This is a genomic window from Citrobacter telavivensis, assembly GCF_041807075.1.
GTDB classification, from domain to species: domain Bacteria; phylum Pseudomonadota; class Gammaproteobacteria; order Enterobacterales; family Enterobacteriaceae; genus Citrobacter_A; species Citrobacter_A telavivensis.
This window is the reverse complement of sequence record NZ_JBGUBF010000005.1, coordinates 19,193-42,167: the sequence shown is the minus strand read 5'-3', so window position 1 is coordinate 42,167 and position 22,975 is coordinate 19,193. Positions and strand designations below refer to the sequence as shown.

The 22,975-nt window shown below is 55.8% G+C and carries 20 protein-coding genes and 1 pseudogene; 5 read left to right on the top strand and 16 right to left on the bottom strand.

The window, feature by feature from the left end; all coding sequences use genetic code 11:
- Positions 1-160: 160 nt before the first annotated feature.
- Positions 161-1,414 (bottom strand): serine hydroxymethyltransferase, encoded by a 1,254-nt coding sequence (gene glyA / locus ACERJC_RS18885; protein WP_042999800.1) that lies wholly within the window; start codon positions 1,412-1,414, stop codon positions 161-163.
- Between the two features lie 327 nt (positions 1,415-1,741).
- On the opposite strand from glyA, the gene hmpA reads away from it, so the two are divergent.
- Entirely contained in the window at positions 1,742-2,932 is a 1,191-nt protein-coding gene (hmpA, locus tag ACERJC_RS18880) for an NO-inducible flavohemoprotein (protein ID WP_373672249.1), read from the top strand.
- A gap of 193 nt (positions 2,933-3,125) precedes the next feature.
- Positions 3,126-3,242, top strand: a pseudogene (locus ACERJC_RS18875) (hypothetical protein); the annotation flags it as partial.
- Here the strand turns inward: ACERJC_RS18875 and glnB are convergent.
- From glnB to purL, 5 genes are all read right to left on the bottom strand, one after another.
- On the bottom strand, positions 3,239-3,577 hold the full coding sequence (gene glnB / locus ACERJC_RS18870; protein WP_012906673.1) for a nitrogen regulatory protein P-II: 339 nt from the start codon (positions 3,575-3,577) through the stop codon (positions 3,239-3,241). The pseudogene ACERJC_RS18875 and the gene glnB sit on opposite strands and share 4 nt — an antisense overlap.
- Positions 3,578-3,637: 60 nt before the next feature.
- Positions 3,638-4,972: a two-component system response regulator GlrR gene (glrR, locus tag ACERJC_RS18865; protein ID WP_373672248.1), complete on the bottom strand. Its 1,335-nt coding sequence runs from the start codon at positions 4,970-4,972 to the stop codon at positions 3,638-3,640.
- Positions 4,972-5,703, bottom strand: a complete 732-nt coding sequence (qseG, locus tag ACERJC_RS18860) for a two-component system QseEF-associated lipoprotein QseG (protein WP_373672247.1) — start codon at positions 5,701-5,703, stop codon at positions 4,972-4,974. Before qseG ends, glrR begins: the two co-directional genes overlap by 1 nt.
- 21 nt (positions 5,704-5,724) lie before the next feature.
- Complete coding sequence (qseE, locus tag ACERJC_RS18855) at positions 5,725-7,155, bottom strand: two component system sensor histidine kinase QseE/GlrK (RefSeq protein ID WP_373672246.1); 1,431 nt, start codon at positions 7,153-7,155, stop codon at positions 5,725-5,727.
- A 670-nt stretch (positions 7,156-7,825) separates the two neighbouring features.
- Entirely contained in the window at positions 7,826-11,713 is a 3,888-nt protein-coding gene (purL, locus tag ACERJC_RS18850) for a phosphoribosylformylglycinamidine synthase (protein WP_373672245.1), read from the bottom strand.
- A gap of 256 nt (positions 11,714-11,969) precedes the next feature.
- Between purL and mltF the strand changes: the two genes are divergently transcribed.
- On the top strand, positions 11,970-13,520 hold the full coding sequence (mltF, locus tag ACERJC_RS18845) for a membrane-bound lytic murein transglycosylase MltF (RefSeq protein WP_152402884.1): 1,551 nt from the start codon (positions 11,970-11,972) through the stop codon (positions 13,518-13,520).
- A gap of 15 nt (positions 13,521-13,535) precedes the next feature.
- On the opposite strand, the gene tadA is transcribed toward mltF, so the two are convergent.
- From tadA to murQ, 4 genes are read right to left on the bottom strand one after another with little or no spacing between them, the layout of a single operon-like run.
- The gene (gene tadA, locus ACERJC_RS18840) at positions 13,536-14,054 is read right to left on the bottom strand and encodes a tRNA adenosine(34) deaminase TadA (protein WP_152402882.1); all 519 of its coding nucleotides are present in this window, start codon (positions 14,052-14,054) and stop codon (positions 13,536-13,538) included.
- Between the two features lie 27 nt (positions 14,055-14,081).
- Entirely contained in the window at positions 14,082-14,717 is a 636-nt protein-coding gene (gene yfhb / locus ACERJC_RS18835) for a phosphatidylglycerophosphatase C (RefSeq protein ID WP_373672244.1), read from the bottom strand.
- 3 nt (positions 14,718-14,720) lie between these two features.
- A complete protein-coding gene (locus ACERJC_RS18830) occupies positions 14,721-16,085 on the bottom strand; it encodes a PTS transporter subunit EIIC (protein WP_373672243.1) in 1,365 nt (454 codons plus the stop codon).
- A 2-nt stretch (positions 16,086-16,087) separates the two neighbouring features.
- Positions 16,088-16,990, bottom strand: a complete 903-nt coding sequence (gene murQ, locus ACERJC_RS18825) for an N-acetylmuramic acid 6-phosphate etherase (protein WP_286632730.1) — start codon at positions 16,988-16,990, stop codon at positions 16,088-16,090.
- Between the two features lie 116 nt (positions 16,991-17,106).
- Here murQ and ACERJC_RS18820 point away from each other — a divergent pair, with 116 nt between their 5' ends.
- Positions 17,107-17,955, top strand: a complete 849-nt coding sequence (locus ACERJC_RS18820) for a MurR/RpiR family transcriptional regulator (RefSeq protein WP_152402874.1) — start codon at positions 17,107-17,109, stop codon at positions 17,953-17,955.
- Positions 17,956-18,010: 55 nt separating this feature from the next.
- Complete coding sequence (locus tag ACERJC_RS18815) at positions 18,011-18,271, top strand: YfhL family 4Fe-4S dicluster ferredoxin (protein WP_373672242.1); 261 nt, start codon at positions 18,011-18,013, stop codon at positions 18,269-18,271.
- On the opposite strand, the gene acpS is transcribed toward ACERJC_RS18815, so the two are convergent.
- From acpS to lepB, 6 genes are all read right to left on the bottom strand, one after another.
- Complete coding sequence (acpS, locus tag ACERJC_RS18810; protein WP_152402871.1) at positions 18,268-18,648, bottom strand: holo-ACP synthase; 381 nt, start codon at positions 18,646-18,648, stop codon at positions 18,268-18,270. The genes ACERJC_RS18815 and acpS overlap by 4 nt on opposite strands.
- Positions 18,648-19,379, bottom strand: coding sequence for a pyridoxine 5'-phosphate synthase (gene pdxJ / locus ACERJC_RS18805; protein WP_152402870.1), 732 nt, complete (start codon positions 19,377-19,379; stop codon positions 18,648-18,650). Before pdxJ ends, acpS begins: the two co-directional genes overlap by 1 nt.
- Before the next feature lie 16 nt (positions 19,380-19,395).
- Positions 19,396-20,106, bottom strand: coding sequence for a DNA repair protein RecO (recO, locus tag ACERJC_RS18800; RefSeq protein ID WP_152406278.1), 711 nt, complete (start codon positions 20,104-20,106; stop codon positions 19,396-19,398).
- Between the two features lie 29 nt (positions 20,107-20,135).
- The gene (gene era, locus ACERJC_RS18795) at positions 20,136-21,041 is read right to left on the bottom strand and encodes a GTPase Era (protein WP_152402868.1); all 906 of its coding nucleotides are present in this window, start codon (positions 21,039-21,041) and stop codon (positions 20,136-20,138) included.
- Entirely contained in the window at positions 21,038-21,718 is a 681-nt protein-coding gene (gene rnc / locus ACERJC_RS18790; protein WP_042291512.1) for a ribonuclease III, read from the bottom strand. Before rnc ends, era begins: the two co-directional genes overlap by 4 nt.
- A gap of 272 nt (positions 21,719-21,990) precedes the next feature.
- Entirely contained in the window at positions 21,991-22,965 is a 975-nt protein-coding gene (gene lepB / locus ACERJC_RS18785) for a signal peptidase I (protein WP_046485158.1), read from the bottom strand.
- Positions 22,966-22,975 lie beyond the last annotated feature (10 nt).

The window sequence follows — 22,975 nt, the reverse complement described above, 5'->3', positions numbered from 1 at the left end:
TCGGGCCTACAAAACCATTGATATCGCAGGTTTTTGTAGGTCGGGTAAGCGTAGCGCCACCCGACAATTCATGTGTCGAAGATGTACCAATTTCGTCTGCAGGATGTTTGTCATCAATCAAAAAGGCCGCTCGCGCGGCCTTTTTGACTTCTGCGATAACTTATGCGTAAACCGGGAAGCGTGCGCAGATATCCAGAACTTTACCTTTGATGCGCTCAATCACCGCTTCATCATTGATGTTGTCCAGCACATCACACATCCAGCCTGCCAGCTCTTTCGCTTCCGCTTCTTTAAAGCCGCGACGCGTGATAGCCGGAGAACCGATACGGATACCGGAAGTGACGAACGGGCTTTTCGGATCGTTCGGCACGCTGTTTTTGTTCACCGTGATGTTGGCACGACCCAGCGCGGCGTCAGCTTCTTTACCGGTCAGATTTTTGTCCACCAGATCCAGCAGGAACAGGTGGTTCTCAGTACCGCCGGACACGACTTTGTAGCCACGATTCAGGAATACTTCCACCATCGCTTTGGCGTTTTTCGCAACCTGTTGCTGGTAGACTTTGAACTCTGGCTCCATGGCTTCTTTCAGCGCCACGGCTTTACCCGCGATAACGTGCATCAGCGGGCCGCCCTGCGCGCTTGGGAAAACGGCAGAGTTCAGTTTTTTGTACAGCTCTTCGTCACCGCCTTTCGCCAGGATCAGGCCACCGCGCGGGCCAGCCAGCGTTTTGTGGGTGGTGGTGGTCACAACGTGAGCATGCGGAACCGGGTTCGGGTAAACGCCTGCGGCGATAAGACCCGCGACGTGCGCCATATCGACGAACAGGTATGCGCCAATGCTGTCAGCGATTTCACGCATTTTTGCCCAATCAACCACGCCGGAATAGGCAGAGAAGCCGCCGATGATCATCTTCGGTTTGTGGGTCTGAGCCAGCTGCGCCATCTCTTCGTAGTCAATTTTACCGGACTCATCAATACCGTAAGGCACGATGTTGTACAGTTTGCCAGAGAAGTTAACCGGGGAGCCGTGAGTCAGGTGACCGCCTTGCGCCAGGTTCATACCCAGAACGGTATCACCCGGTTGCAGCAGCGCGGTATAGACGGCGAAGTTAGCCTGGGAGCCAGAGTGCGGTTGCACGTTAGCGTAGTCTGCGCCAAACAGTTCTTTCGCGCGGTCAATCGCCAGTTGCTCAACGATATCCACGTATTCGCAGCCGCCGTAGTAGCGCTTGCCCGGATATCCTTCAGCGTATTTGTTAGTCAGCTGAGAGCCCTGCGCCTGCATGACGCGCGGACTGGTGTAGTTTTCGGAGGCGATCAGTTCGATGTGCTCTTCCTGACGTACTTTTTCCTGCTCCATAGCCTGCCACAGTTCGGCATCATAATCGGCAATGTTCATTTCACGCTTTAACATCCGCATCTCCTGACTCAGCTAACGATAGAATTTTTGGCCTTAAAAGGCGGTCCTGTTGGACAACGGGCAACAGTATAACTGAATCATTCTGCGATAACAGGTCTTGACAAAGGAATTTACGCAAACGATTACCTTCACACGACACAAGGCTTTGCCGAATGAAGACCTTACAAATTTCAACGGATTTCTTTTCAGGTTTGTGATGCAGATTTTTCACGTTGTCGCTTTTAAAACGCAAAGCGTCAAAGAACCATTTACAGTGCAGGGGTATTTTTTATAAGATGCATTTGACATACATCATTAAAAGTTCACATAAAGGAAGACCGTATGCTTGACGCTCAAACCATCGCCACTGTAAAAGCCACCATTCCCCTGCTGGTTGAAACGGGCCCCAAACTGACCGCCCATTTTTACGATCGCATGTTTGCTCATAATCCTGAACTCAAAGAAATTTTTAACATGAGTAACCAGCGTAATGACTCCCAGCGTGAAGCCCTGTTCAATGCCATTGCCGCCTATGCCAGCAACATTGAAAATCTGCCTGCCCTGCTGCCTGCGGTCGAAAAAATCGCCCAGAAGCACACCAGCTTCCAGATCAAACCAGAACAGTACAACATTGTCGGAACCCATCTGCTGGCGACCCTGGACGAAATGTTCAACCCGGGCCAGGAAGTGCTGGAGGCGTGGGGCAAAGCCTACGGCGTGCTGGCTAACGTCTTTATCAATCGCGAAGCGCAAATCTACCGTGAAAACGCCAGTAAAACCGGCGGCTGGGAAGGCACACGTCCGTTTCGGATCGTGGCGAAAACCCCGCGCAGCGCACTGATTACCAGCTTTGAATTTGAACCGGTGGACGGTGGCGCCGTGGCTGACTACCAGCCAGGCCAGTATCTGGGCGTCTGGCTGAAACCGGAAGGTTTTCCGCATCAGGAAATTCGTCAGTATTCTCTGACCCGTAAAGCGGAGGGTAAAGGTTACCGCATTGCCGTTAAGCGTGAAGAGGGTGGTCAGGTCTCCAGTTGGCTGCACAATCAGGCGCGCGTTGGCGACGTGGTGCATTTAGCGGCGCCGGCTGGCGATTTCTTTATGGCGGTTGACCACGACACGCCGGTTTCGCTGATTTCTGCCGGTGTCGGTCAAACGCCGATGCTGGCAATGCTGGATACGCTGGCCAACGCGCAGCACAGCGCCCAGGTCAACTGGTTCCACGCCGCAGAAAACGGCGATGTGCATGCGTTTGCCGATGAGGTAAACGAACTGGGTAAAACGTTGCCGAACTTTACCGCGCACACCTGGTACCGCGAACCGAGCGAAACGGATCGCGCTAACGATGCCTTTGACAGCGAAGGTCTGATGGATCTGAAGGCGATGAAAGCGGCTATCGATATTCCGGGAATGCAGTTCTATTTGTGCGGTCCGGTGGGCTTTATGCAGTTTGCCGCGAAGCAGCTTGTTGAACTGGGTGTGAATAACGAAAACATTCATTACGAATGCTTCGGCCCGCATAAGGTCTTGTAATTACGTCATACCTGATGGCGCTGCGCTTATCAGGCCTACGGGATGTTGTAGGCCGGATAAGGTCTTGTAATTACGTCATGCCTGATGGCGCTGCGCTTATCAGGCCTACGGGATATTGTAGGCCGCATAAGGTCTTGTAATTCCGTCATGCCTGATGGCGCTACGCTTATCAGGCCTACGGGATGTTGTAGTCCGGATAAGGTCTTGTAATCACGTCATGCCTGATGGCGCTGCGCTTATCAGGCCTGCGGGATGTTGTAGGCCGGATAAGGCGTTCACGCCGCCATCCGGCAAGCACGGCGCGGCTTAAATTGCCGCGTCGTCTTCTTCACCGGTACGGATACGTACCACGCGTGCCACATCAAAGACGAAAATCTTACCGTCGCCAATTTTGCCCGTCTGCGCCGTACGGATAATGGTATCGACGCAGGTTTCAACGATATCGTCCGGCACGACGATTTCAATTTTGACCTTCGGCAGAAAATCCACCATATATTCCGCGCCACGGTACAGCTCGGTATGCCCTTTCTGACGCCCAAAGCCTTTCACTTCGGTGACGGTCATACCGGTGATCCCTACCTCAGCCAGCGCTTCACGCACATCATCGAGCTTGAAGGGTTTAATAATCGCATCAATCTTTTTCATGCTAGTCCTTGAAAAGGTCGCCTGTCTTTTAATCGGATAAACGTAACATATTACGCTGACTTATTCTTTGAAATCGTTTGCATCCAGCTCATGGCGCGACAGTAGCTTATAAAACTCCGTACGGTTACGGCCCGCCATTCTTGCCGCATGCGTGACATTGCCTCGGGTGATTTGCAGCAATTTGCGCAGATAGTTCAGCTCAAATTGATTACGCGCTTCGACAAAGGTCGGCAGTGCAGTATTTTCCCCTTCCAGCGCCTGCTCCACCAGAGCATCGCTGATCACCGGCGAGGAGGTCAGTGCCACACACTGTTCGATCACGTTCACCAACTGACGCACGTTGCCAGGCCAACTGGCGGTCATCAGCCGCTTCATTGCATCCGTCGAAAACGCGCGCACAAACGGCTTATGCCGCTCCGCCGACTGGCGCAGCAGATGATTCGCCAACAGTGGAATATCTTCCGTTCGCTCCGCCAGGGCCGGGATCTTCAGACTGACCACATTGAGGCGGTAGTATAAATCTTCGCGAAATTCGCCGCGCGCCATCGCTTTCGGCAGATCGCGATGGGTTGCCGAGATGATGCGCACATCAATATCGATATCGCGGTTGCTGCCAAGCGGTCTGACTTTACGTTCCTGCAAGACGCGAAGCAGTTTGACCTGTAACGGCGCAGGCATATCGCCAATCTCGTCAAGAAACAGCGTCCCGCCTTCCGCCGCCTGAAACAGCCCTTCACGGTTGCTCACCGCGCCGGTAAACGCACCGCGTGAGTGGCCGAATAGCTCCGACTCCAGCAGTTGTTCCGGTAGTGCGCCGCAGTTGATGGCGATAAACGGTTTGCTGCTGCGCGGGCTGGCATTGTGGATAGCCTGAGCGAAGATCTCTTTCCCGGTGCCGCTCTGACCATTGATCAACACGCTGACGTCGGACTGTGCCACCATCCGCGCCTGTTCCAGCAGACGCAGCATCAGCGGGCTACGGGTGACTATCGATTCGCGCCAGCTATCGTCCGTGGCCGGCGCCGACTGCTCAAGCGCCTCGTCGATCGCCTGATACAACGCGTCTTTATCCACGGGTTTGGTCAGGAAGCTGAACACGCCTTTTTGCGTTGCCGCGACCGCATCCGGAATCGAACCGTGAGCGGTAAGAATGATAACCGGCATCCCCGGCTGAACCTTCTGGATCTCGCTGAACAGCTGCATGCCGTCCATCTCATCCATACGCAGATCGCTAATCACCAGATTCACTTTTTCACGGTTCAGAAGGCGCAGACCTTCGGCCCCGCTCTCTGCGGTCACCACGCTATAGCCTTCACTGGTCAGACGCATGCCCAGCAGTTTCAGCAGGCCAGGGTCATCATCCACGAGCAGTAAATGCGCCGGTTTACGACTCATTATGGGGTCACCTCATCTTGTGAAGGTACAGGCGCTTGTCCCTCTGACTTGTCGCCGCCATGCGTCGTATCCGGATTGTAATTTCCTGCCGGTTTACGGGTGGAAAGCTGACGCTCAATATCGGTCAGGTTTTCCAGCTTGCGCGTCGTGAGATCGAGCTGCGCCTGAAGATACTGGTGCTGCTGACGCAGCGTGTCCAGATCGCCATCGGTCGTTTGCTGCAGTTTGCTGTAGCGCTGGCGTTCTTCGGCGAGCTGGAGCTGTAGCGACTGACCGTCGCGCCAGATCTGATAAAGCGGACGCACCTGCGCCGGAATTTGCGGGCTTAACGCATCCAGTCGCGAGACGTTCTCGCGACGCTCCAGCGGCGTGATTTTGGCGTTCGCCAGCAGGATGCCGCGCTTAAAGGCGTTTTGCCAGCCGTCGTCACTCAGCATACGGGCCTCGCTACGCGACTGCACCGGCAACAGGCGATCCGCGCAGTCAATAGCGCGCAACCAGTAAAGGGGATTGGTGTCGGTCGATTGCCCCTGCAATGCCCAGATATCGGTACACTCAACCGACAGGTAGTCCGCCAGTTGATACGTCGGGAGGACGTCCTGCGGCGCATCCCCGGTGATGTGTTTCACCGCATGCGGCGTACAGCCCATCAGCGCAAGGCAGGGCATTCCCGCCAGGAGAACCTGACGGGAGAATAAACGTTGGAAAATGTGAACAAAAACGTGTGGCATATTCACCAGGCTTAGCGTTATTTAATCGTTTTTCGTTGCAGATAGCGGCAGTGCTATGCGAAAGCAAACCTCTTGCGCCTGTTCATCGACAAGATACAGCTCCCCCTGCATACGGCGGATACAATCTCTGGCGATGCTCAGCCCCAGTCCACTCCCCTTCACTGCCCCTTTGCGTTGATGACTTCCCTGGAAAAAAGGTTCGAAAATCATGGTTCTTTCCGCTTCAGGGATGGGCGTTCCGGTATTGATAACATCGATATATACCGTTGTCCCCTGTAAGCGGCTGCGAATACGAATGTTACCGGATTCAGCCCCGTAGTGCACCGCATTGGAATAAAGATTGTCCAGTACGCTCATCAGTAACATCGGCTCGGCAAGACAGCGTTCCGCCGCCAGTTCAATGTCGGTATGCATCATTTTAGCGCGGGCCGGTAGACTATGAGCGGAAACCACCATATCCACCAGCGGTTCAATCTCCACGCTTTCCATTTCAATGGCGCTGTCAGCCAGTTTGCGGTTGTAATCAAGCAGTTGCTCAATCAATTTTTGCAGATTGCGGCTGCTGTCATCAAGAATGCCAACCACTTCTTTTTGTTCCGGCGTCAGCGGCCCCACCACCTGATCCGCCAGCAGTTCGGTACCTTCACGCATACTGGCCAGGGGGGTTTTCAGCTCATGGGAGAGATGACGCAAAAATTGATGGCGCTGGGATTCCAGCCAGGAAAGGCGCTCGCTCAGCCAGATGATCCGTTGCCCAACGGAACGCAGTTCGCGCGGCCCGGCAAAAGTGACGGTATTGCCCAGCGATCGCCCTTCCCCCAGCCGATTGATCATCCGCTCGATCCCCTTTACCGGCCCGATAATCATTCGCGTGAACAACAGCACCATCGCCAGGCTCACCAGAAACAGCACCAGAGCCTGCCAGCCGAAGAACTGCCCGCGTTCGGCAATCTCCTGCTGCAACTGCTGCCCGCGCGAAAAAACCACGGTACGCGTCGCTTGCACCATTTCAGTATTGGCGTTGGCAAACGCTTCCAGCCGTGCGGCGGCGGCGGTATCGGGTCCACTGTTACGGCATTGCAGTTGTGCCAGACCGTTGAGATCCTGCCGCAACGCCTGATACAGCTTATCATCCGGCAGAACGCCCGCATGAGCATCCAGCATTTCACTGTAGCGTTTGCGCTGGCTCTGATACACCTTCGCCAGCGTCGGATCGTCAAGGACGCAATACTGGCGGTAGCTGCGCTCCATCTCCAGCGCGGCATTGGTCATCGCCTCGCTGCGGCGCGCGTCAATAAGCGTGGTACGGTTCGTCAGCGCCGCCTGGGCGCTGAGTGCGTTCAGACTTTGCCACGCCTGCCAGGCGAGGACCAGCAGTGGTAACAGGATCAGCAGAAATGCCAGCGTCACCAGTTGGCGTAATGACCGGGGGAAAACAGACCAGCGCTTCAATGCGTTACTCTCACAAGAGATGAATAGGACGATGCTAACTGAGGGGAACGCCAGATACAACAAAGCCGGGCTGAACCCGGCTTTGTTATGGAATAAGGCGGTGCCTAACTCGACGTTTCGCCCGATGGTTGATAAAGCCAAGCTATTATCAGAAGTTGGACGGCAGGCACCTTGTTGTGCGTCATTCGAAGTTTATGTAGCACGTCCCGAAGGGGCTGACATAAGAAGGTGAATGAGCCACTGGTTACTATTATGCAGTAACTGTGCCAATATTCAAAACAATTATTTAACACAATGAATTTATTGAACTTTAAATGACATTCACATCATTAATAAAGTGAGCATTTTTCAACCAAACCGTCGTCAATTAGCAACACCTTAAACGCAATACACTTAGCCATATATAAATCAATAAGTTAAATGTCTCTTTTTGGAGACACTCCTGACGCATGTTTGTCGTGAATTCCCGACAGGCTTAATTAACGACCGTGATTATAAAGATACGCGAGACACACGACATGACGGCACAGCACCTTCGGCCCTCATCCTGACTGACCGTGACGGGCTTACGCGGGGAAGTTATTGTACGTACAGGAAATCAAAAAAGAACCTGCACCTGCCATAAAAAAAGCCCGGTAACGTCCACCGGGCTTTGATCATGACGAGTACCTTACCCCAACTGCTGGCGCGCATTGCGGAAGATACGCATCCACGGACCGTCTTCACCCCAGTTTTCCGGGTGCCATGAGTTACTGACGGTACGGAACACGCGTTCCGGGTGCGGCATCATGATGGTCACGCGACCATTTTCGGTGGTCACCGCGGTAATGCCGTTTGGCGAACCGTTCGGGTTAGCCGGGTAAGTTTCCGTGACGTTGCCGAAGTTATCGACGAAGCGCAGCGCGACCAGGCCTTTGCTTTCCAGTGCCGCCAGATGAGCAGCGTCGCGAACTTCAACACGCCCTTCCCCGTGCGAGACGGCGATAGGCATCATTGACCCGACCATTCCCTGCAACAGCAGAGACGGGCTCTGGGTCACTTCGACCAGGCTGAAGCGGGCTTCAAAGCGATCCGAATGGTTACGCACAAAACGCGGCCACAGGTCGCTGCCAGGGATCAGCTCGCGCAAGTTCGACATCATCTGGCAGCCGTTGCACACCCCCAGCGCCAGCGTTTGTGGGCGATGGAAGAAGGTTTCAAACTCATCGCGCACGCGGTTGTTGAACAGAATAGATTTCGCCCAGCCCTCACCCGCGCCCAGCACGTCACCATAAGAGAAACCGCCGCAGGCCACCAGCGCCTGGAAGTTACCCAGACCGGTACGGCCACCGAGCAGATCGCTCATGTGTACGTCAATCGCGTCAAAACCGGCACGCTGGAACGCCGCGGCCATTTCTACGTGGGAGTTCACCCCCTGCTCACGCAGCACCGCCACTTTCGGACGTGCACCGGTCGCAATGTAAGGCGCGGCGATATCTTCATTGATATCAAACGTCAGCTCCACGCTGAGGCCCGGATCGGCATCGTTGGTTTTGGCGTCGTGCTCCTGATCGGCACACTCCGGGTTATCACGCAGACGCTGCATCTGCCAGGTGGTTTCTGCCCACCAGATTCGCAGTGTGGTGCGGCTTTCGCTGAAGACGACCTGACCGTTGGCTTCGATAACAAAACGGTCGCCCTCGACGGCCTGCCCCAGGTAATGGACGCAATCGCCAAGACCGTGTTGCGCCAGCAGCGCTTCCACCGCCTCGCGATCCCCTGTGCGAACCTGAATAACCGCGCCCAGTTCTTCGTTAAACAGCGCCGCCAGACGATCGTCACCCAGGGCCGCGATATCCGCCTGAATACCACAGTGACCGGTAAAGGCCATTTCAGCCAGAGTCACCAGCAGGCCGCCGTCGGAGCGGTCGTGATAGGCCAGCAGTTTACGTTGCGCCACCAGCGCCTGCATTGCGTCGTAGAAGCCTTTCAGTTGCGCGACATCGCGCACGTCTGCCGGTGTATCGCCAAGCTGACGATAGACCTGCGCCAGCGCTGTGGCACCCAGCGCATTGTGGCCACGACCCAGGTCGATCAGCAGCAGCGCGTTGTCTTCGGTCGAAAGCTGCGGGGTGATGGTATGGCGTACATCTTCCACGCGGGCAAAAGCGGAAATCACCAGCGACAGCGGCGAGGTCATTTCGCGCTGTTCGTTGCCTTCCTGCCAGCGGGTTTTCATCGACATGGAGTCTTTGCCCACCGGAATGGTCAGACCCAGCGCCGGGCAGAGTTCTTCACCGACCGCTTTCACCGCTTCATACAGACCCGCATCTTCCCCCGGGTGACCGGCTGCGGCCATCCAGTTGGCGGAAAGCTTAATGCGTTTGATATCGCCAATCTGCGTTGCCGCAATGTTGGTCAGCGCTTCGCCGACCGCCAGACGGGCAGAGGCGGAGAAGTCGAGCAGTGCTACCGGCGCACGTTCACCGATCGACATCGCTTCGCCGTAGTAGCTGTCGAGGCTGGCGGTGGTCACCGCGCAGTTAGCCACCGGCACCTGCCACGGACCGACCATCTGATCGCGGGATACCATCCCGGTCACGGTACGGTCGCCAATGGTCACCAGGAAGGTTTTTTCCGCCACCGTCGGCAGATGCAGAACGCGTTTTACGGCATCCGCGATGGTGATGTCCGCGCGGTTCAGCGCCTCGCCTTTCGCCTTCAGCGTCTGGACGTCGCGGGTCATCTTCGGCGTTTTGCCGAGCAGTACGTCAAGCGGCAGGTCGATAGGCTGATTGTCGAAGTGACGGTCGTTTAACGACAGATGCAGCTCTTCGGTCGCCTCGCCAATCACCGCATACGGCGCGCGCTCGCGCTTGCACAGCTCGTCAAATAACGGCAGTTGATCCGCCGCAACGGCCAGCACATAACGTTCCTGGGACTCGTTGCACCAGATCTCCAGCGGGCTCATTCCTGGTTCATCGCTGAGGATGTCACGCAGTTCAAATTTACCGCCGCGTCCGCCGTCGCTGACCAGTTCAGGCATGGCGTTCGACAGACCGCCCGCGCCGACGTCGTGGATAAACAGGATCGGGTTGGCGTCGCCCAACTGCCAGCAGCGGTCGATAACCTCCTGACAGCGGCGTTCCATCTCCGGGTTATCACGCTGGACGGAGGCAAAATCGAGATCCGCGTCAGACTGGCCGGACGCCATGGAGGACGCCGCGCCGCCGCCCAGGCCGATGTTCATCGCCGGGCCGCCGAGGACAATCAGCTTCGCCCCAACGACTATTTCGCCTTTCTGCACGTGATCGGCGCGGATATTACCGATCCCACCCGCCAGCATGATCGGCTTATGATAACCGCGCAGCTCTTCGCCATTGTGGCTGTTCACTTTTTCTTCGTAAGTCCGGAAATAGCCGTTGAGCGCCGGACGACCAAATTCGTTGTTAAACGCCGCGCCGCCCAGCGGGCCTTCGGTCATGATATCCAGCGCGGTCACAATGCGCTCCGGCTTGCCGAAGTCTTCTTCCCACGGCTGCTCAAAACCCGGAATACGCAGGTTAGAGACCGAGAAACCGACCAGACCCGCTTTTGGCTTCGCGCCGCGTCCGGTAGCCCCTTCATCACGAATTTCGCCGCCGGAACCGGTCGCCGCCCCCGGCCACGGGGAGATCGCCGTCGGGTGGTTATGGGTTTCCACCTTCATCAGGATATGCGCCGGCTCCTGGTGGAAGTCGTAGCGTCCGGTCGCGTGGTCGGCAAAGTAACGACCCACTTCAGACCCTTCCATCACCGCCGCGTTGTCTTTATAAGCGGAAAGCACGTGATCCGGGGTGGTCTCAAAGGTGTTTTTGATCATCTTGAACAGCGACTTCGGCTGTTGCTTGCCATCAATAACCCAGTCAGCGTTGAAAATCTTGTGACGGCAGTGCTCAGAGTTCGCCTGCGCAAACATGTAGAGTTCAATATCGTTCGGGTTGCGCCCCAGTCGGGTAAACGCGTCCTGCAGATAATCAATTTCGTCATCCGCCAGCGCCAGACCGAGACGCAGGTTAGCGTCAATCAACGCCTGACGGCCTTCACCCAGCAGGTCAACGCTTGCAACCGGCGCAGGCTGATGGTGGGCAAACAGTTTTTCCGCGTCGGTTAATGAAGAGAACACCGTCTCCATCATTCGATCGTGTAGTTCAGCGGCAACCTGCTGCCACTGTTCAGCGGTCAGCGTGGAGGCCTCAACATAATAAGCGACGCCGCGTTCCAGACGGTCAATCTGTTGCAGACCGCAGTTATGGGCGATGTCCGTCGCTTTGGAAGACCAGGGGGAGATGGTGCCAGGACGAGGCGTCACCAGCAGCAGTTTCCCTTCCGGGGTGTGGCTGCTCAGGCTGGGGCCGTATTTCAGCAGACGGGCAAGCTGCGCGTGCTCATCCTCGTTCAACGGGGCGTTCAGGTCAGCGAAATGGACGTACTCGGCGTAAATATTGCTTACCTGGAGGTTGGCAGCCTGAAAACGTGCCAGCAGTTTGTTAATACGGAATGCGGACAGTGCAGGCGAACCACGCAGAATTTCCATCATAAGTCTCTCGTCTTCTAAGCTTTCGGTGTGCCCAAGTGGGGAAACGGGCGTCATTATAAAGAATCTGAGCCGCCGACGAAACCGTTTGCGTCGAAATAAAATCACCCCGCATTGTTGTCATACGATGCTATCGATAGCGCTAATTAGTTGCCAACTGGCGCAAGTTTAAGCAAAATGCCGCTCATTGATGAATAATCCTGGTCTTTCTATTTCTTTTCCCATCCTGAGGCAACGCACGGTTCAGAGAATTAACTAATTGAAAAAATTAAAGATTAATTATCTGTTCATCGGCATACTGACGCTGTTGCTGGCGGCGGCCCTCTGGCCCTCAATCCCCTGGTTCGGTAAAGCTGATAATCGTATCGCCGCGATCCAGTCGCGGGGAGAGTTGCGCGTGAGCACCATTGAGTCGCCGCTCACCTGGTCAAAACTTAACGGTAAGCCGTACGGGCTCGATTATGAGCTGGCGCAGCAGTTCGCCAGCTATCTGGGCGTAAAGCTGAAGATTACCGTACGCCAGAACATCAGCCAGTTGTTTGACGACCTCGATAATGGCAACGCCGACCTGCTGGCGGCCGGGCTGGTCTACAACAGCGAACGGGTGAAAAACTATCAGCCGGGGCCAACCTACTATTCAGTATCCCAGCAACTGGTCTACAAAGTGGGCCAGTATCGTCCCCGCTCGTTGGGCAGCGTGACGGAAAGTCAGCTCACCATCACCCCAGGACATGTGGTGGCGAACGATCTGCAAACCCTGAAACAGACAAAATACCCTGAACTGAGCTGGCGGATCGACGAGAAAAAAGGCTCAACTGAACTGCTTGATGCGGTGATTGCCGGTCAACTGGATTACACCATCGCCGACTCTGTCGCCATCAGCCTTTACCAGCGCGTCCACCCCGAACTTGCCGTTGCGCTGGACGTCACCGACGAACAGCCGGTGACCTGGTTTAGCCCGCTGGATAATGACAACTCGCTATCTGCCGCCCTGCTCGATTTCTTCAACGGCATGAATGAAGACGGCTCACTGGCACGTCTCGAAGAAAAGTATCTTGGGCACGGCGATGATTTTGACTATGTCGATACCCGCACCTTTCTGCGCGCGGTTGACGCCATGCTCCCCGACCTGAAACCGCTGTTTGAGAAATACGCCCAGGAGATTGACTGGCAGCTGCTTGCCGCAATTGCCTGGCAGGAATCACACTGGGATCCGCAGGCCACATCGCCCACCGGCGTGCGCGGCATGATGATGCTCACTAAGAACACCGCGCAAAGTCTGGGTCTGACCGACAGGACCGATCCTGAGCAGAGCATCAGCGGTGGGGCGCGCTATTTACAGGACATGATGAGTAAAGTGCCGGACACCGTGCCGGAAAACGAGCGCATCTGGTTTGCGCTGGCGGCCTACAACATGGGTTATGCGCATATGCTTGATGCGCGGGCGCTGACGGCCAAGACGAAGGGCAATCCGGACAGTTGGGCGGACGTCAAACAGCGCCTGCCCATGCTCAGTCAAAAACAGTATTACAGCAAGCTGACCTATGGCTATGCGCGCGGACATGAAGCCTACGCCTATGTTGAGAACATCCGTAAGTATCAGATAAGCCTGCTGGGCTATTTGCAGGAGAAAGAAAAGCAGCTGGCAGAAGAGATGAAACTGGCTGAAGAGTATCCGGTCGTTTCGCCGACAGATTTTGGCAAACAGCGACGACCACTCGTCGCCTTCCTGTCGCAATCGTCATCTGGCTATCTGACGCACTCTCCATCACTGCTGCGTTTACCGCAGAAGAAAGAAGAGAAGAAGTAAACAGAGCCGCAATGGTTACTGACCTGCGGCTTTCTTCAACGCTTTGATCTCCTGACGGCGCATGCGGAAAAAATCGCTGAGCAGCGTCGCACACTCCTCACGCAGTATCCCCTCAGTGACCTCAACGCGATGATTCATTCCCGGATGATGAAGGACATCCATCAGCGAACCGGCTGCACCGGTTTTTGCATCACGCGCGCCGAATACCACGTGACGAATGCGACTGTGCACCATCGCACCCGCGCACATGACGCACGGTTCAAGGGTCACGTACAGCGTCGCATCAATCAGACGATAGTTTTGCTGGACCAGGCCGCCCTGGCGCAGCGCCATGATCTCTGCGTGCGCGGTGGGATCGTGATGGCCAATCGGGCGGTTCCACCCCTCGCCAATCACGCGATTGTTGTGCACCAATACGGCACCGACCGGGACCTCTCGTTCATCCCAGGCGCGCTTCGCCAGCGTTAACGCGTGACGCATCCAGTATTCGTGGCTAAATTCAACATCTGACAAAGGGAGTACTCCGGTAATCATAGCGGGCGCATTATACTATGATTTCAACTATTCCAGTTGCTGGAGTTCTCCACGAGGCGTAACGCGCCAGCGGTGCTGACAAAAATAGAGCAGCGGGTTGTCCTGATTACTGTCGCTGTAGCCGCTGTAAAGGCGCAGCGGCGTGCCGATCTTACGTTCAAGCTGAGCCACTTTTTCGTGTCCCAGACAGCGCAGGGTCAGCACCCAACCGCCGTATCCTCGCGTCATCTGACTGGCGATCAGATTCACGCGCGGCAGCCACGGCGTATCAATGTAGACCTGTTCCACCAGCGACTGCGGCGAACCGGTGATGAGCCAGATATCGGCATCAGAACTGAGCAGATAGGTGGTCAGACGTTCCTGCACCTGAGGAAACGCCGTGACGTTCTGTCGAAACCAGCGGACAAAATCGGCCTGTCTGGCCTGCAAACGAGCCTCGCGATGACCGAAGGTACACCCCCACAGCAGCAGACTCATCGGCCAGCGCGCGGCGCGCCCTTTGATCAGTAATGCGCCAACGATCACCGGCAACAACGGCAGCACGAGCAGCGCATTCAGCGGCTGGCGACGCAACAGATAGCGCAGGAAACTGCCGAACATATCCTGCTGATGTAACGTACCATCCAAATCAAAAAAAACGACACGACGCGCGTGATTGGTCAAACCTTACTCCTCGGGATCGTTGAATCCTAACAGCCAGGTAAACAAAAACCCGGCTATGACTGCTACTAAATAGCCTAACAGATAGAACATCACTTTTCCGGCAACAATCGTTAACGCCAGCGGCAATCCGGAAATGCCAAAGGTGATAACGGTTGCGACCTTCCAGTAGCTGATCAGCGCCCCGCCTACCGCGCCGCCCAGGCAGGCCCCCATGAACGGCTTGCCCAGCGGTAACGTGACGCCAAAAATCAGCGGTTCGCCAATCCCGAGTAATCCTACCGGTAATGCCCCCTTAATCACTTTTTTCAGCCGCGCGTTACGGGTTTTCATCAGCACGGCAATCGCCGCCCCCACCTGCCCGACGCCTGCCATCGCCAGAATGGGAAAGAGCGCGTTGTAGCCGTGAGCCTGCACCAGCTCGACGTGAATTGGCACCAGTCCCTGATGCAGCCCCGTCAGCACCAGCGGCAGGAATGTTCCCGCCAGGACCGCGCCCCCCAGCAAGCCGCCGCGATCGATAGCCCAGGACGCGCCTTGGGCTATCGATTCTGAAATCCAGCCGCCCAGCGGTTGCAGCGCCACAATCGCAATCGTGCCGGTGATGATCGTCGTCAGCAGCGGATTGAGGATCAGCTCCAGTGAACCGGGCAATATCTCGCGGAACTTACGCTCGATCCAGCACATCAGCGCCACCACCAGCAGCACGGCGATAACCCCACCGCGACCTGGCTGCAACGCTTCGCCAAAGAGGGTAATTTGCGCCAGTTGCGGACTCGACAGGATGCCCGCCATCACGCCCCCCATCGCCAGCGAACCGCCGAAGACTTTGGCAGTATTCACCCCCACCAGAATGTTCATGATGGCAAAGACCGCACTGCCGAAGATCCCCATCAGCCCCAGCATATTGGGATAATGGGTGGCGAAATCACCGACGATATCCGGGCGCTTGAGAATGTTAATAATGCCGGTGATTAAACCGGAAGCGATAAACGCCGGGATCAGGGGAATAAAAACGTTCGCCAGTTTGCGTAGCGCATCGCTCATGGGCGCTTTGTACTTCGCTTTCGCCTGCGATTTCGTGCGCTCAATATCATCGCCGACCGGGCGCGCTCCCCCTTCTGTCAGTAGTGAACGCATGGCATCAACGACCTTTGCCGCCTTGCCGGGCCCGACGATAAGCTGATGCTGCGCCCCCTGCTTTACGTAGCCACTGACGCCGGGTAGCTGTTTCAGACGCGGGATATCCAACACCGCATCGTCCTTCACCTCCACCCTGACGCGCGTCATGCAATTTTCCAGACGCAGAATGTTTTGTTCTCCGCCTATCCCCAGCAGAATGTCGCTGGCAAGGGTCGCCGTCTTATCCATAGTTACCTCGATGAGTCTGCTAACGCAGCCCGTAAAAATCCCTGATGGGTGGCCAGTTTTTCTCGCGCCGCATCGGCGTTAAGGCCGCTCAGCGCCATGAGAATGGCCGGTTTCACATCAAAATCGGTCTGCTTCAGCAACGTTTGTGCCTCTGCCCGCGCAATGCCAGTGGCTTCAACCACCATCCGGCATGCGCGGTCCATCAGCTTGATATTGGTGGCCTTCATATCCACCATCAGGTTCTGGTAAACCTTGCCAAACTTCACCATCGCCCCGGTGGAGATCATATTGAGCACCAGCTTTTGCGCGGTGCCGGATTTCAACCGCGTTGAGCCTGTCAATGCTTCCGGCCCTACCACAGGAGAAATCGCGATGTCGGCTTCCCGGGCAATAGGAGAGTCGGGATTACAGGAGATAGCGACCGTGGTACAGCCCGTTTTGCGGGCATATTTCAGTCCGCCGATGACATACGGCGTACGCCCTGAGGCCGCCAGTCCAACCACCAGATCCTGCGGCGCGAGGTTCAGGGCAATCAGATCGTCTTCACCGAGCTGCGCATTGTCTTCTGCCCCTTCAACCGCTTTCAGTAAGGCCCCCGGACCACCGGCAATCAGCCCCACCACCAGACCGTGAGGAACGCCAAACGTGGGTGGGCATTCAGACGCATCCAGCACGCCGAGTCGGCCGCTGGTCCCCGCACCCATGTAGATAATCCGGCCACCGGATTTTAACGCTTCAGCCGCTGCATCGACGGCGCTCGCAACATCGGGCAATGTTGCTTTTACTGCTTCCGCTACCAGCGTATCCTGTTGATTAAAACGGTGAACCAGCTCCAGCGTCGACAGCGCGTCGAGGTCCATTGTTTGCGGATTACGGGTTTCTGACACTAAAGCGCCGAGATTCATGTTTGCTCCTCAGGAATTTTTAATTCATATTATCGACCAATAATGGAATATAATATTCGTACAGGCGAGTGAAATTTCATTTTGTTGCCGCCATCACGTTTTCGCCAGGAGAGACCATGAACTGTTTGATTCGCATCCGCCAGCGCTACCCGGGGTTTGCGCAAAGCGATAAAAAACTCGCGGACTATCTTCTGATCCAACCCGATGCCGCCCGACACCTCAGTTCACAGCAGCTGGCAGCCGAAGCGGGCGTCAGCCAGTCGAGCGTGGTGAAGTTCGCGCAAAAGCTCGGCTATAAGGGGTTCCCGGCGCTGAAACTGGCGATCAGCGAAGCGCTGGTTAGCAACCCGAACCCGCATTCCGTGCCGGTGCATAACCAAATCCGCGGCGACGATCCCCTGCGTCTGGTCGGTGAAAAACTGATCAAAGAGAACGTGGCGGCGATGCATGCCACGCTGGATGTCAACGACGAAGAGAAGTTGACCGAAAGCGTAACGATGCTGCGCAACGCCCGCCGGATAGTGTTAACCGGCATTGGCGCATCCGGCCTGGTGGCGCAGAATTTTGCCTGGAAACTGATGAAGATTGGTCTGAACGCCATTGTTGAGCGCGATATGCATGCGCTGCTGGCCACGGTTCAGGCGCTGACGCCAGACTCTCTGCTGGTGGCGATTTCCTACAGCGGGGAACGTCGGGAACTGAATCTGGCAGCAGAGGAAACCCTGCGCGTCGGGGGGCAGATCCTGGCGATCACCGGGTTCACGCCCAATGCGCTCCAGCAGCGCGCCAGCCACTGTCTGTATACCATCGCGGAAGAACAGGCCACCCGCAGTGCGGCTATCTCATCAACCCACGCGCAAATGATGCTCACCGACCTGCTTTTTATGGCGCTGGTACAGCAGGATCTGGAGCACGCACCGGGACGTATTCGCCACAGTGAGGCGCTGGTAAAAAAACTGGTCTGAGCAAAGAATGCGCGTATAATGCCCGCCCGGTTTGTGTTGTTTTGAGAGTTTCCTGATGGCCCTGTTAATCACAAAAAAATGCATCAATTGCGATATGTGCGAACCCGAATGCCCGAATGAGGCCATTTCGATGGGCGACAGCATCTATGAGATTAACAGCGACAAGTGCACCGAGTGCGTCGGTCATTACGACACGCCCACCTGCCAGAAGGTGTGCCCAATCCCCAACACGATCCTTAAAGATCCGGCACATATCGAAACGGAAGAACAACTCTGGGACAAGTTCGTCCAGATGCACCACGCCGATAAAATCTAACTTTCGATAATGACCGTGGCGCAGGCATAGTGACGTTCATCGGCCAGCGTCACGTGCATATGCGCAACGCCCAGTTTCTCCGCCAGCGCGAGCGCCTCTCCCCATAACCGCAGGCGCGGTTTACCGAGCGCATCGTTAAACACTTCAAACTGATTAAACGCCAGCCCATTGCGGATACCGGTACCAAAGGCTTTCGCGGCGGCCTCTTTGACGGCAAAGCGTTTAGCCAGAAAACGCACCGGCTGCTGGTGCGTTTCCCAGATAGCCCATTCGTTATCGCTGAGCACCCGTCTGGCAAGCCGATCACCGGAGCGGGAGATCACCGCTTCTATGCGAGCGATCTCCACGATATCGGTGCCTAATCCAAGAATGGCCATTAGCCGCGCGCTTCCAGCATCAGACGCTTCATTTCCCCTACGGCTTCACGCAATCCGCTCATTACCGCGCGACCAATAATCGCATGGCCGATATTCAGCTCGTGCATTTCCGGCAGTGCGGCGATAGCTTTGACGTTGTGATAGGTCAGACCGTGCCCCGCATTGACCTTCAGCCCCAGACTCGCGGCGAAGGTCGCGGCTTTCGCGATGCGCGCCAGCTCTTGCGCCTGTTCTGCATCGGTTTTCGCATCCGCGTAGCAGCCGGTATGAATTTCAATGTATGGCGCGCCGACATCTGCAGCCGCTTTGATTTGCACGTCATCCGCATCAATGAACAACGAGACAAGGATCCCGGCGTCAGCCAGACGTTTGCAGGCATCACGCATTTTGTCGCGCTGCCCGGCTACGTCCAGACCGCCTTCAGTGGTCACTTCCTGGCGCTTTTCCGGCACCAGGCAACAGAAATGCGGTTTGGTTTCAACGGCAATCGCCAGCATCTCTTCCGTCACCGCCATTTCCAGATTCATACGCGTGTCCAGCGTCTGGCGCAGAATGCGGACATCGCGGTCGGTAATGTGGCGGCGATCTTCGCGTAAATGGACGGTGATGCCATCAGCACCCGCCTGCTCGGCAATGAATGCCGCCTGAACCGGATCCGGATACGCGGTACCGCGCGCATTACGTAACGTGGCAATGTGGTCAATGTTGACGCCTAACAGTAATTCAGCCATGACAATCCTCGTGATTTTATGTTCGCTTCGGCATGAACTGCCGGAATAATTCGCGGCTCTTTAAGGGCTTACCACCAAGATACGGCTTCAGCGCTATGCGGGTAAAGCGTTTCGCCGCGCGCAGCGTATCGATATCCGGAAATTCGCGTTCTGCCAGCGCCCGCAGATGGCGTCCGGTAAAGGTACTGTTGTCGATCACGACACTGGCGATAAAGCCTTTCTCCTCGCGGTAGCGGTAGGTCATGGCGTCATCCACCGGCTCACCGCTGCCCGCACAGTGCAGGAAATCGACCCCATAACCGAGATGACCGAGCAACGCCAGTTCAAAACGGCGCAGCACAGGCTCCGGCGTTCCCGTTGCCCCCGCCAGTGCCTGTATGCAGTGCAGGTAATCGAAAAAGAGTTCAGAAAAGCGGGTCTCGTGCTCCAGCACGCGGGCGAGCAGCTCATTGACGTACAGACCGCTGTACAACGTGATACCACTCAGAGGAAGCGCCAGAGAAACGGCTTCCGCGCTACGCAGCGTTTTGACTTCGCCACGTCCACCAAAGCGGACTAACAGGGGGGTAAAAGGCTGGAGTGCACCCTTCAGATTAGAGCGTTTAGAACGAGCGCCTTTGGCAACAAGGCGCACGCGACCCGACTCTTCCGTGAAGACGTCCAGCATCAGACTGGTTTCGCTCCAGGGACGGCTATGCAGGACAAATGCGCGCTGCCAGCCCTCCATCATGCTCGTCGCCTGTTCAGAGCGCAGGTTTAGAGATCGTCGACGTAACCGAGACTGCGCAGCGCGCGTTCGTCATCGGCCCAGCCGGATTTCACTTTCACCCACAGTTCAAGGTGAACCGGGGCTTCAAACATTTCCTGCATGTCTTTACGCGCTTCAATACCAATGGTCTTGATTTTGGCCCCTTTGTTGCCAATGACCATCTTCTTCTGCCCTTCGCGCTCGACGAGGATCAGCCCGTTGATATCGTAACCGCCGCGTTCGTTAGTCACAAAACGTTCGATTTCCACGGTCACCGAGTACGGCAGCTCAGCGCCCAGGAAACGCATCAGCTTTTCACGGATGATTTCAGAAGCCATAAAGCGCTGTGAACGATCGGTGATGTAATCTTCCGGGAAGTGATGCTCCGCTTCCGGCAGATGCTTACGCACGATGCCCGCAACGGTGTCGACATTCATCCCGGTTTCCGCAGAGATTGGCACGATGTCGAGGAAGTCCATCTGACTTGCCAGGAACTGCAGGTGCGGCAGCAGATCGGCTTTATCCTGCACGTTATCCACTTTGTTGACGGCCAGAATCACCGGCGCTTTACCGTCACGCAGTTTGTTGAGCACCATCTCGTCGTCCGGTGTCCAGCGAGTGCCTTCCACCACAAAGATCACCAGTTCAACATCACCAATGGAGCTGCTGGCGGCCTTGTTCATCAGACGGTTAATCGCGCGTTTTTCTTCCATGTGCAGGCCCGGGGTATCGACGTAAATCGCCTGCCATGCCCCTTCGGTATGGATCCCGACAATGCGGTGACGCGTGGTCTGCGCTTTACGGGAGGTGATCGAAATCTTCTGCCCGAGCAGGTTGTTCAACAGCGTGGATTTGCCAACGTTCGGACGTCCAACGATGGCAATAAATCCGCAGTAAGTTTTTTCGTCGCTCATTCCAGCTCCAGTTTTTTCAACGCCTGTTCGGCGGCAGCCTGTTCCGCCTTGCGACGGCTTGAACCTGTGCCAACCACCGGTTCACTCAGGCCGCTAACCTGGCAGTGGATAGTAAATTCCTGATCGTGCGCTTCACCACGCACCTGCACCACCAGATATGACGGCAGCGGCAGATGGCGACCCTGCAAATATTCCTGCAAACGCGTTTTCGGATCTTTTTGCTTATCGCCTGGGCTGATTTCGTCCAGACGAGTCTGATACCAGTTGAGGATCAGCTTTTCGACGGTCTGAATATCACTGTCGAGGAAGACCCCGCCAATCAGCGCTTCGACGGTATCGGCCAGAATCGATTCGCGACGGAATCCGCCGCTTTTCAGTTCGCCCGGCCCTAAGCGCAAACACTCGCCCAGATCGAACTCACGGGCCAATTCAGCCAGCGTATTACCGCGCACCAGCGTCGCGCGCATACGACTCATATCACCTTCGTCCACACGCGGGAAGCGGTGATAAAGCGCATTCGCAATCACAAAACTTAAAATTGAGTCGCCAAGAAATTCTAAACGCTCGTTATGTTTGCTGCTGGCACTGCGGTGGGTTAATGCCTGCTGCAACAGCTCCTGATGAGTAAAAGTGTAGCCCAGCTTCCGTTGAAGCCGATTAATTACGATGGGGTTCATGCGATACCAATAAATAAATGCGTCAACAATTCAGCACACGAAACAGACCTGATATACGTAGCATTCTATCAGCCGCGCTAAGCAGCTTATATCGCTCATATAGGGGGACCAACGCTGTTTCGTGTGCCGTGGCGACCAGGAGGCGCCAACCTGAAACTTCGGGGGAATATTCTATACACAACGACAAGGGATGTCGTTAGCCTGGACGGATTTATCGAAGAAATAATTCACGTTGCCGTCATAACGATGGCAACGTGAACGAATCGCAGCAATTAGTGAATACCACCAATGCGGCTTAAACGAACGCCAGTAGGCCATTCGCCTTCTTGTTTGTCGAAACTCATCCAGATGGCAGTGGCTTTGCCAACCAGATTCGCTTCAGGGACAAAGCCCCAGTAACGGCTGTCTGCGCTGTTATCGCGGTTGTCACCCATCATGAAATACTGGCCCGGCGGCACAATCCAGGTCGCCAGTGGCTGCCCAGACTGCTGGTAATACATCCCCACCTGATCCTGAGCAATCGGCACGGTCAGAATGCGGTGCGTCACGTCGCCCAGCGTCTCTTTACGCTCAGACAGACGAATACCGTTCTCTTTCGTTTCGCTCAGAGGGATCTCGAAGAAACCACTGGTGGCCTCTCCACCGTTACGACGTGCAAACGTCTGCACAAAATCGCTCGGCTGAACGTCGCTATAGGTGACAGGTAACGCGTTTTCACACGCCTGGCCCGAACGGCAACCCGGTTGAATAGTCACTTCTTTCGCGACCGGATCATAGGTTACTTTATCGCCGGGTAAACCGACTGCCCGCTTGATGTAATCCAGACGCGGATCTTCCGGGTATTTAAAGACCACGATATCGCCACGTTGTGGATGACCCGTTTCGATCAGCGTTTTCTGGTAAATCGGATCTTTAATACCGTAGGCGAATTTCTCCACCAGGATAAAATCACCGATCAACAGTGTCGGCATCATCGAACCCGACGGGATCTGGAAAGGTTCATAGATAAACGAACGCACGACCAGCACGATAGCCAGCACCGGAAAAACCGAGGCACCGGTTTCCAGCCAGCCAGGCTTCGGCGACACTTTCTTCAGCGTTGCTTTATCCAGTGAATCTCCGGCAGCAGCCTGCGCTGCCGCCTGACGCTCCCGACGTTTTGGCGCGAAGATAAATTTATCCACGCACCACAACATGCCCGTGACCAATGTGGCAATCACCAGAATCAGGGCAAACATATTCGCCATGCCAACTCCT

Excerpts from the sequence above, each read along its gene's own strand:
- qseG (WP_373672247.1), bottom strand. The coding sequence starts at position 5,703 with ATGCCACACGTTTTTGTTCACATTTTCCAACGTTTATTCTCCCGTCAG.
- tadA (WP_152402882.1), bottom strand. The coding sequence starts at position 14,054 with ATGATTACCGGAGTACTCCCTTTGTCAGATGTTGAATTTAGCCACGAA.
- rnc (WP_042291512.1), bottom strand. The coding sequence starts at position 21,718 with ATGAACCCCATCGTAATTAATCGGCTTCAACGGAAGCTGGGCTACACT.
- ACERJC_RS18820 (WP_152402874.1), top strand. The coding sequence starts at position 17,107 with ATGAACTGTTTGATTCGCATCCGCCAGCGCTACCCGGGGTTTGCGCAA.
- hmpA (WP_373672249.1), top strand. The coding sequence starts at position 1,742 with ATGCTTGACGCTCAAACCATCGCCACTGTAAAAGCCACCATTCCCCTG.
- era (WP_152402868.1), bottom strand. The coding sequence starts at position 21,041 with ATGAGCGACGAAAAAACTTACTGCGGATTTATTGCCATCGTTGGACGT.
- glnB (WP_012906673.1), bottom strand. The coding sequence starts at position 3,577 with ATGAAAAAGATTGATGCGATTATTAAACCCTTCAAGCTCGATGATGTG.
- recO (WP_152406278.1), bottom strand. The coding sequence starts at position 20,106 with ATGGAGGGCTGGCAGCGCGCATTTGTCCTGCATAGCCGTCCCTGGAGC.
- glrR (WP_373672248.1), bottom strand. The coding sequence starts at position 4,972 with ATGAGTCGTAAACCGGCGCATTTACTGCTCGTGGATGATGACCCTGGC.
- lepB (WP_046485158.1), bottom strand. The coding sequence starts at position 22,965 with ATGGCGAATATGTTTGCCCTGATTCTGGTGATTGCCACATTGGTCACG.
- murQ (WP_286632730.1), bottom strand. The coding sequence starts at position 16,990 with ATGAATCTCGGCGCTTTAGTGTCAGAAACCCGTAATCCGCAAACAATG.
- glyA (WP_042999800.1), bottom strand. The coding sequence starts at position 1,414 with ATGTTAAAGCGTGAAATGAACATTGCCGATTATGATGCCGAACTGTGG.
- acpS (WP_152402871.1), bottom strand. The coding sequence starts at position 18,648 with ATGGCCATTCTTGGATTAGGCACCGATATCGTGGAGATCGCTCGCATA.
- ACERJC_RS18830 (WP_373672243.1), bottom strand. The coding sequence starts at position 16,085 with ATGGATAAGACGGCGACCCTTGCCAGCGACATTCTGCTGGGGATAGGC.
- purL (WP_373672245.1), bottom strand. The coding sequence starts at position 11,713 with ATGATGGAAATTCTGCGTGGTTCGCCTGCACTGTCCGCATTCCGTATT.
- pdxJ (WP_152402870.1), bottom strand. The coding sequence starts at position 19,379 with ATGGCTGAATTACTGTTAGGCGTCAACATTGACCACATTGCCACGTTA.
- ACERJC_RS18815 (WP_373672242.1), top strand. The coding sequence starts at position 18,011 with ATGGCCCTGTTAATCACAAAAAAATGCATCAATTGCGATATGTGCGAA.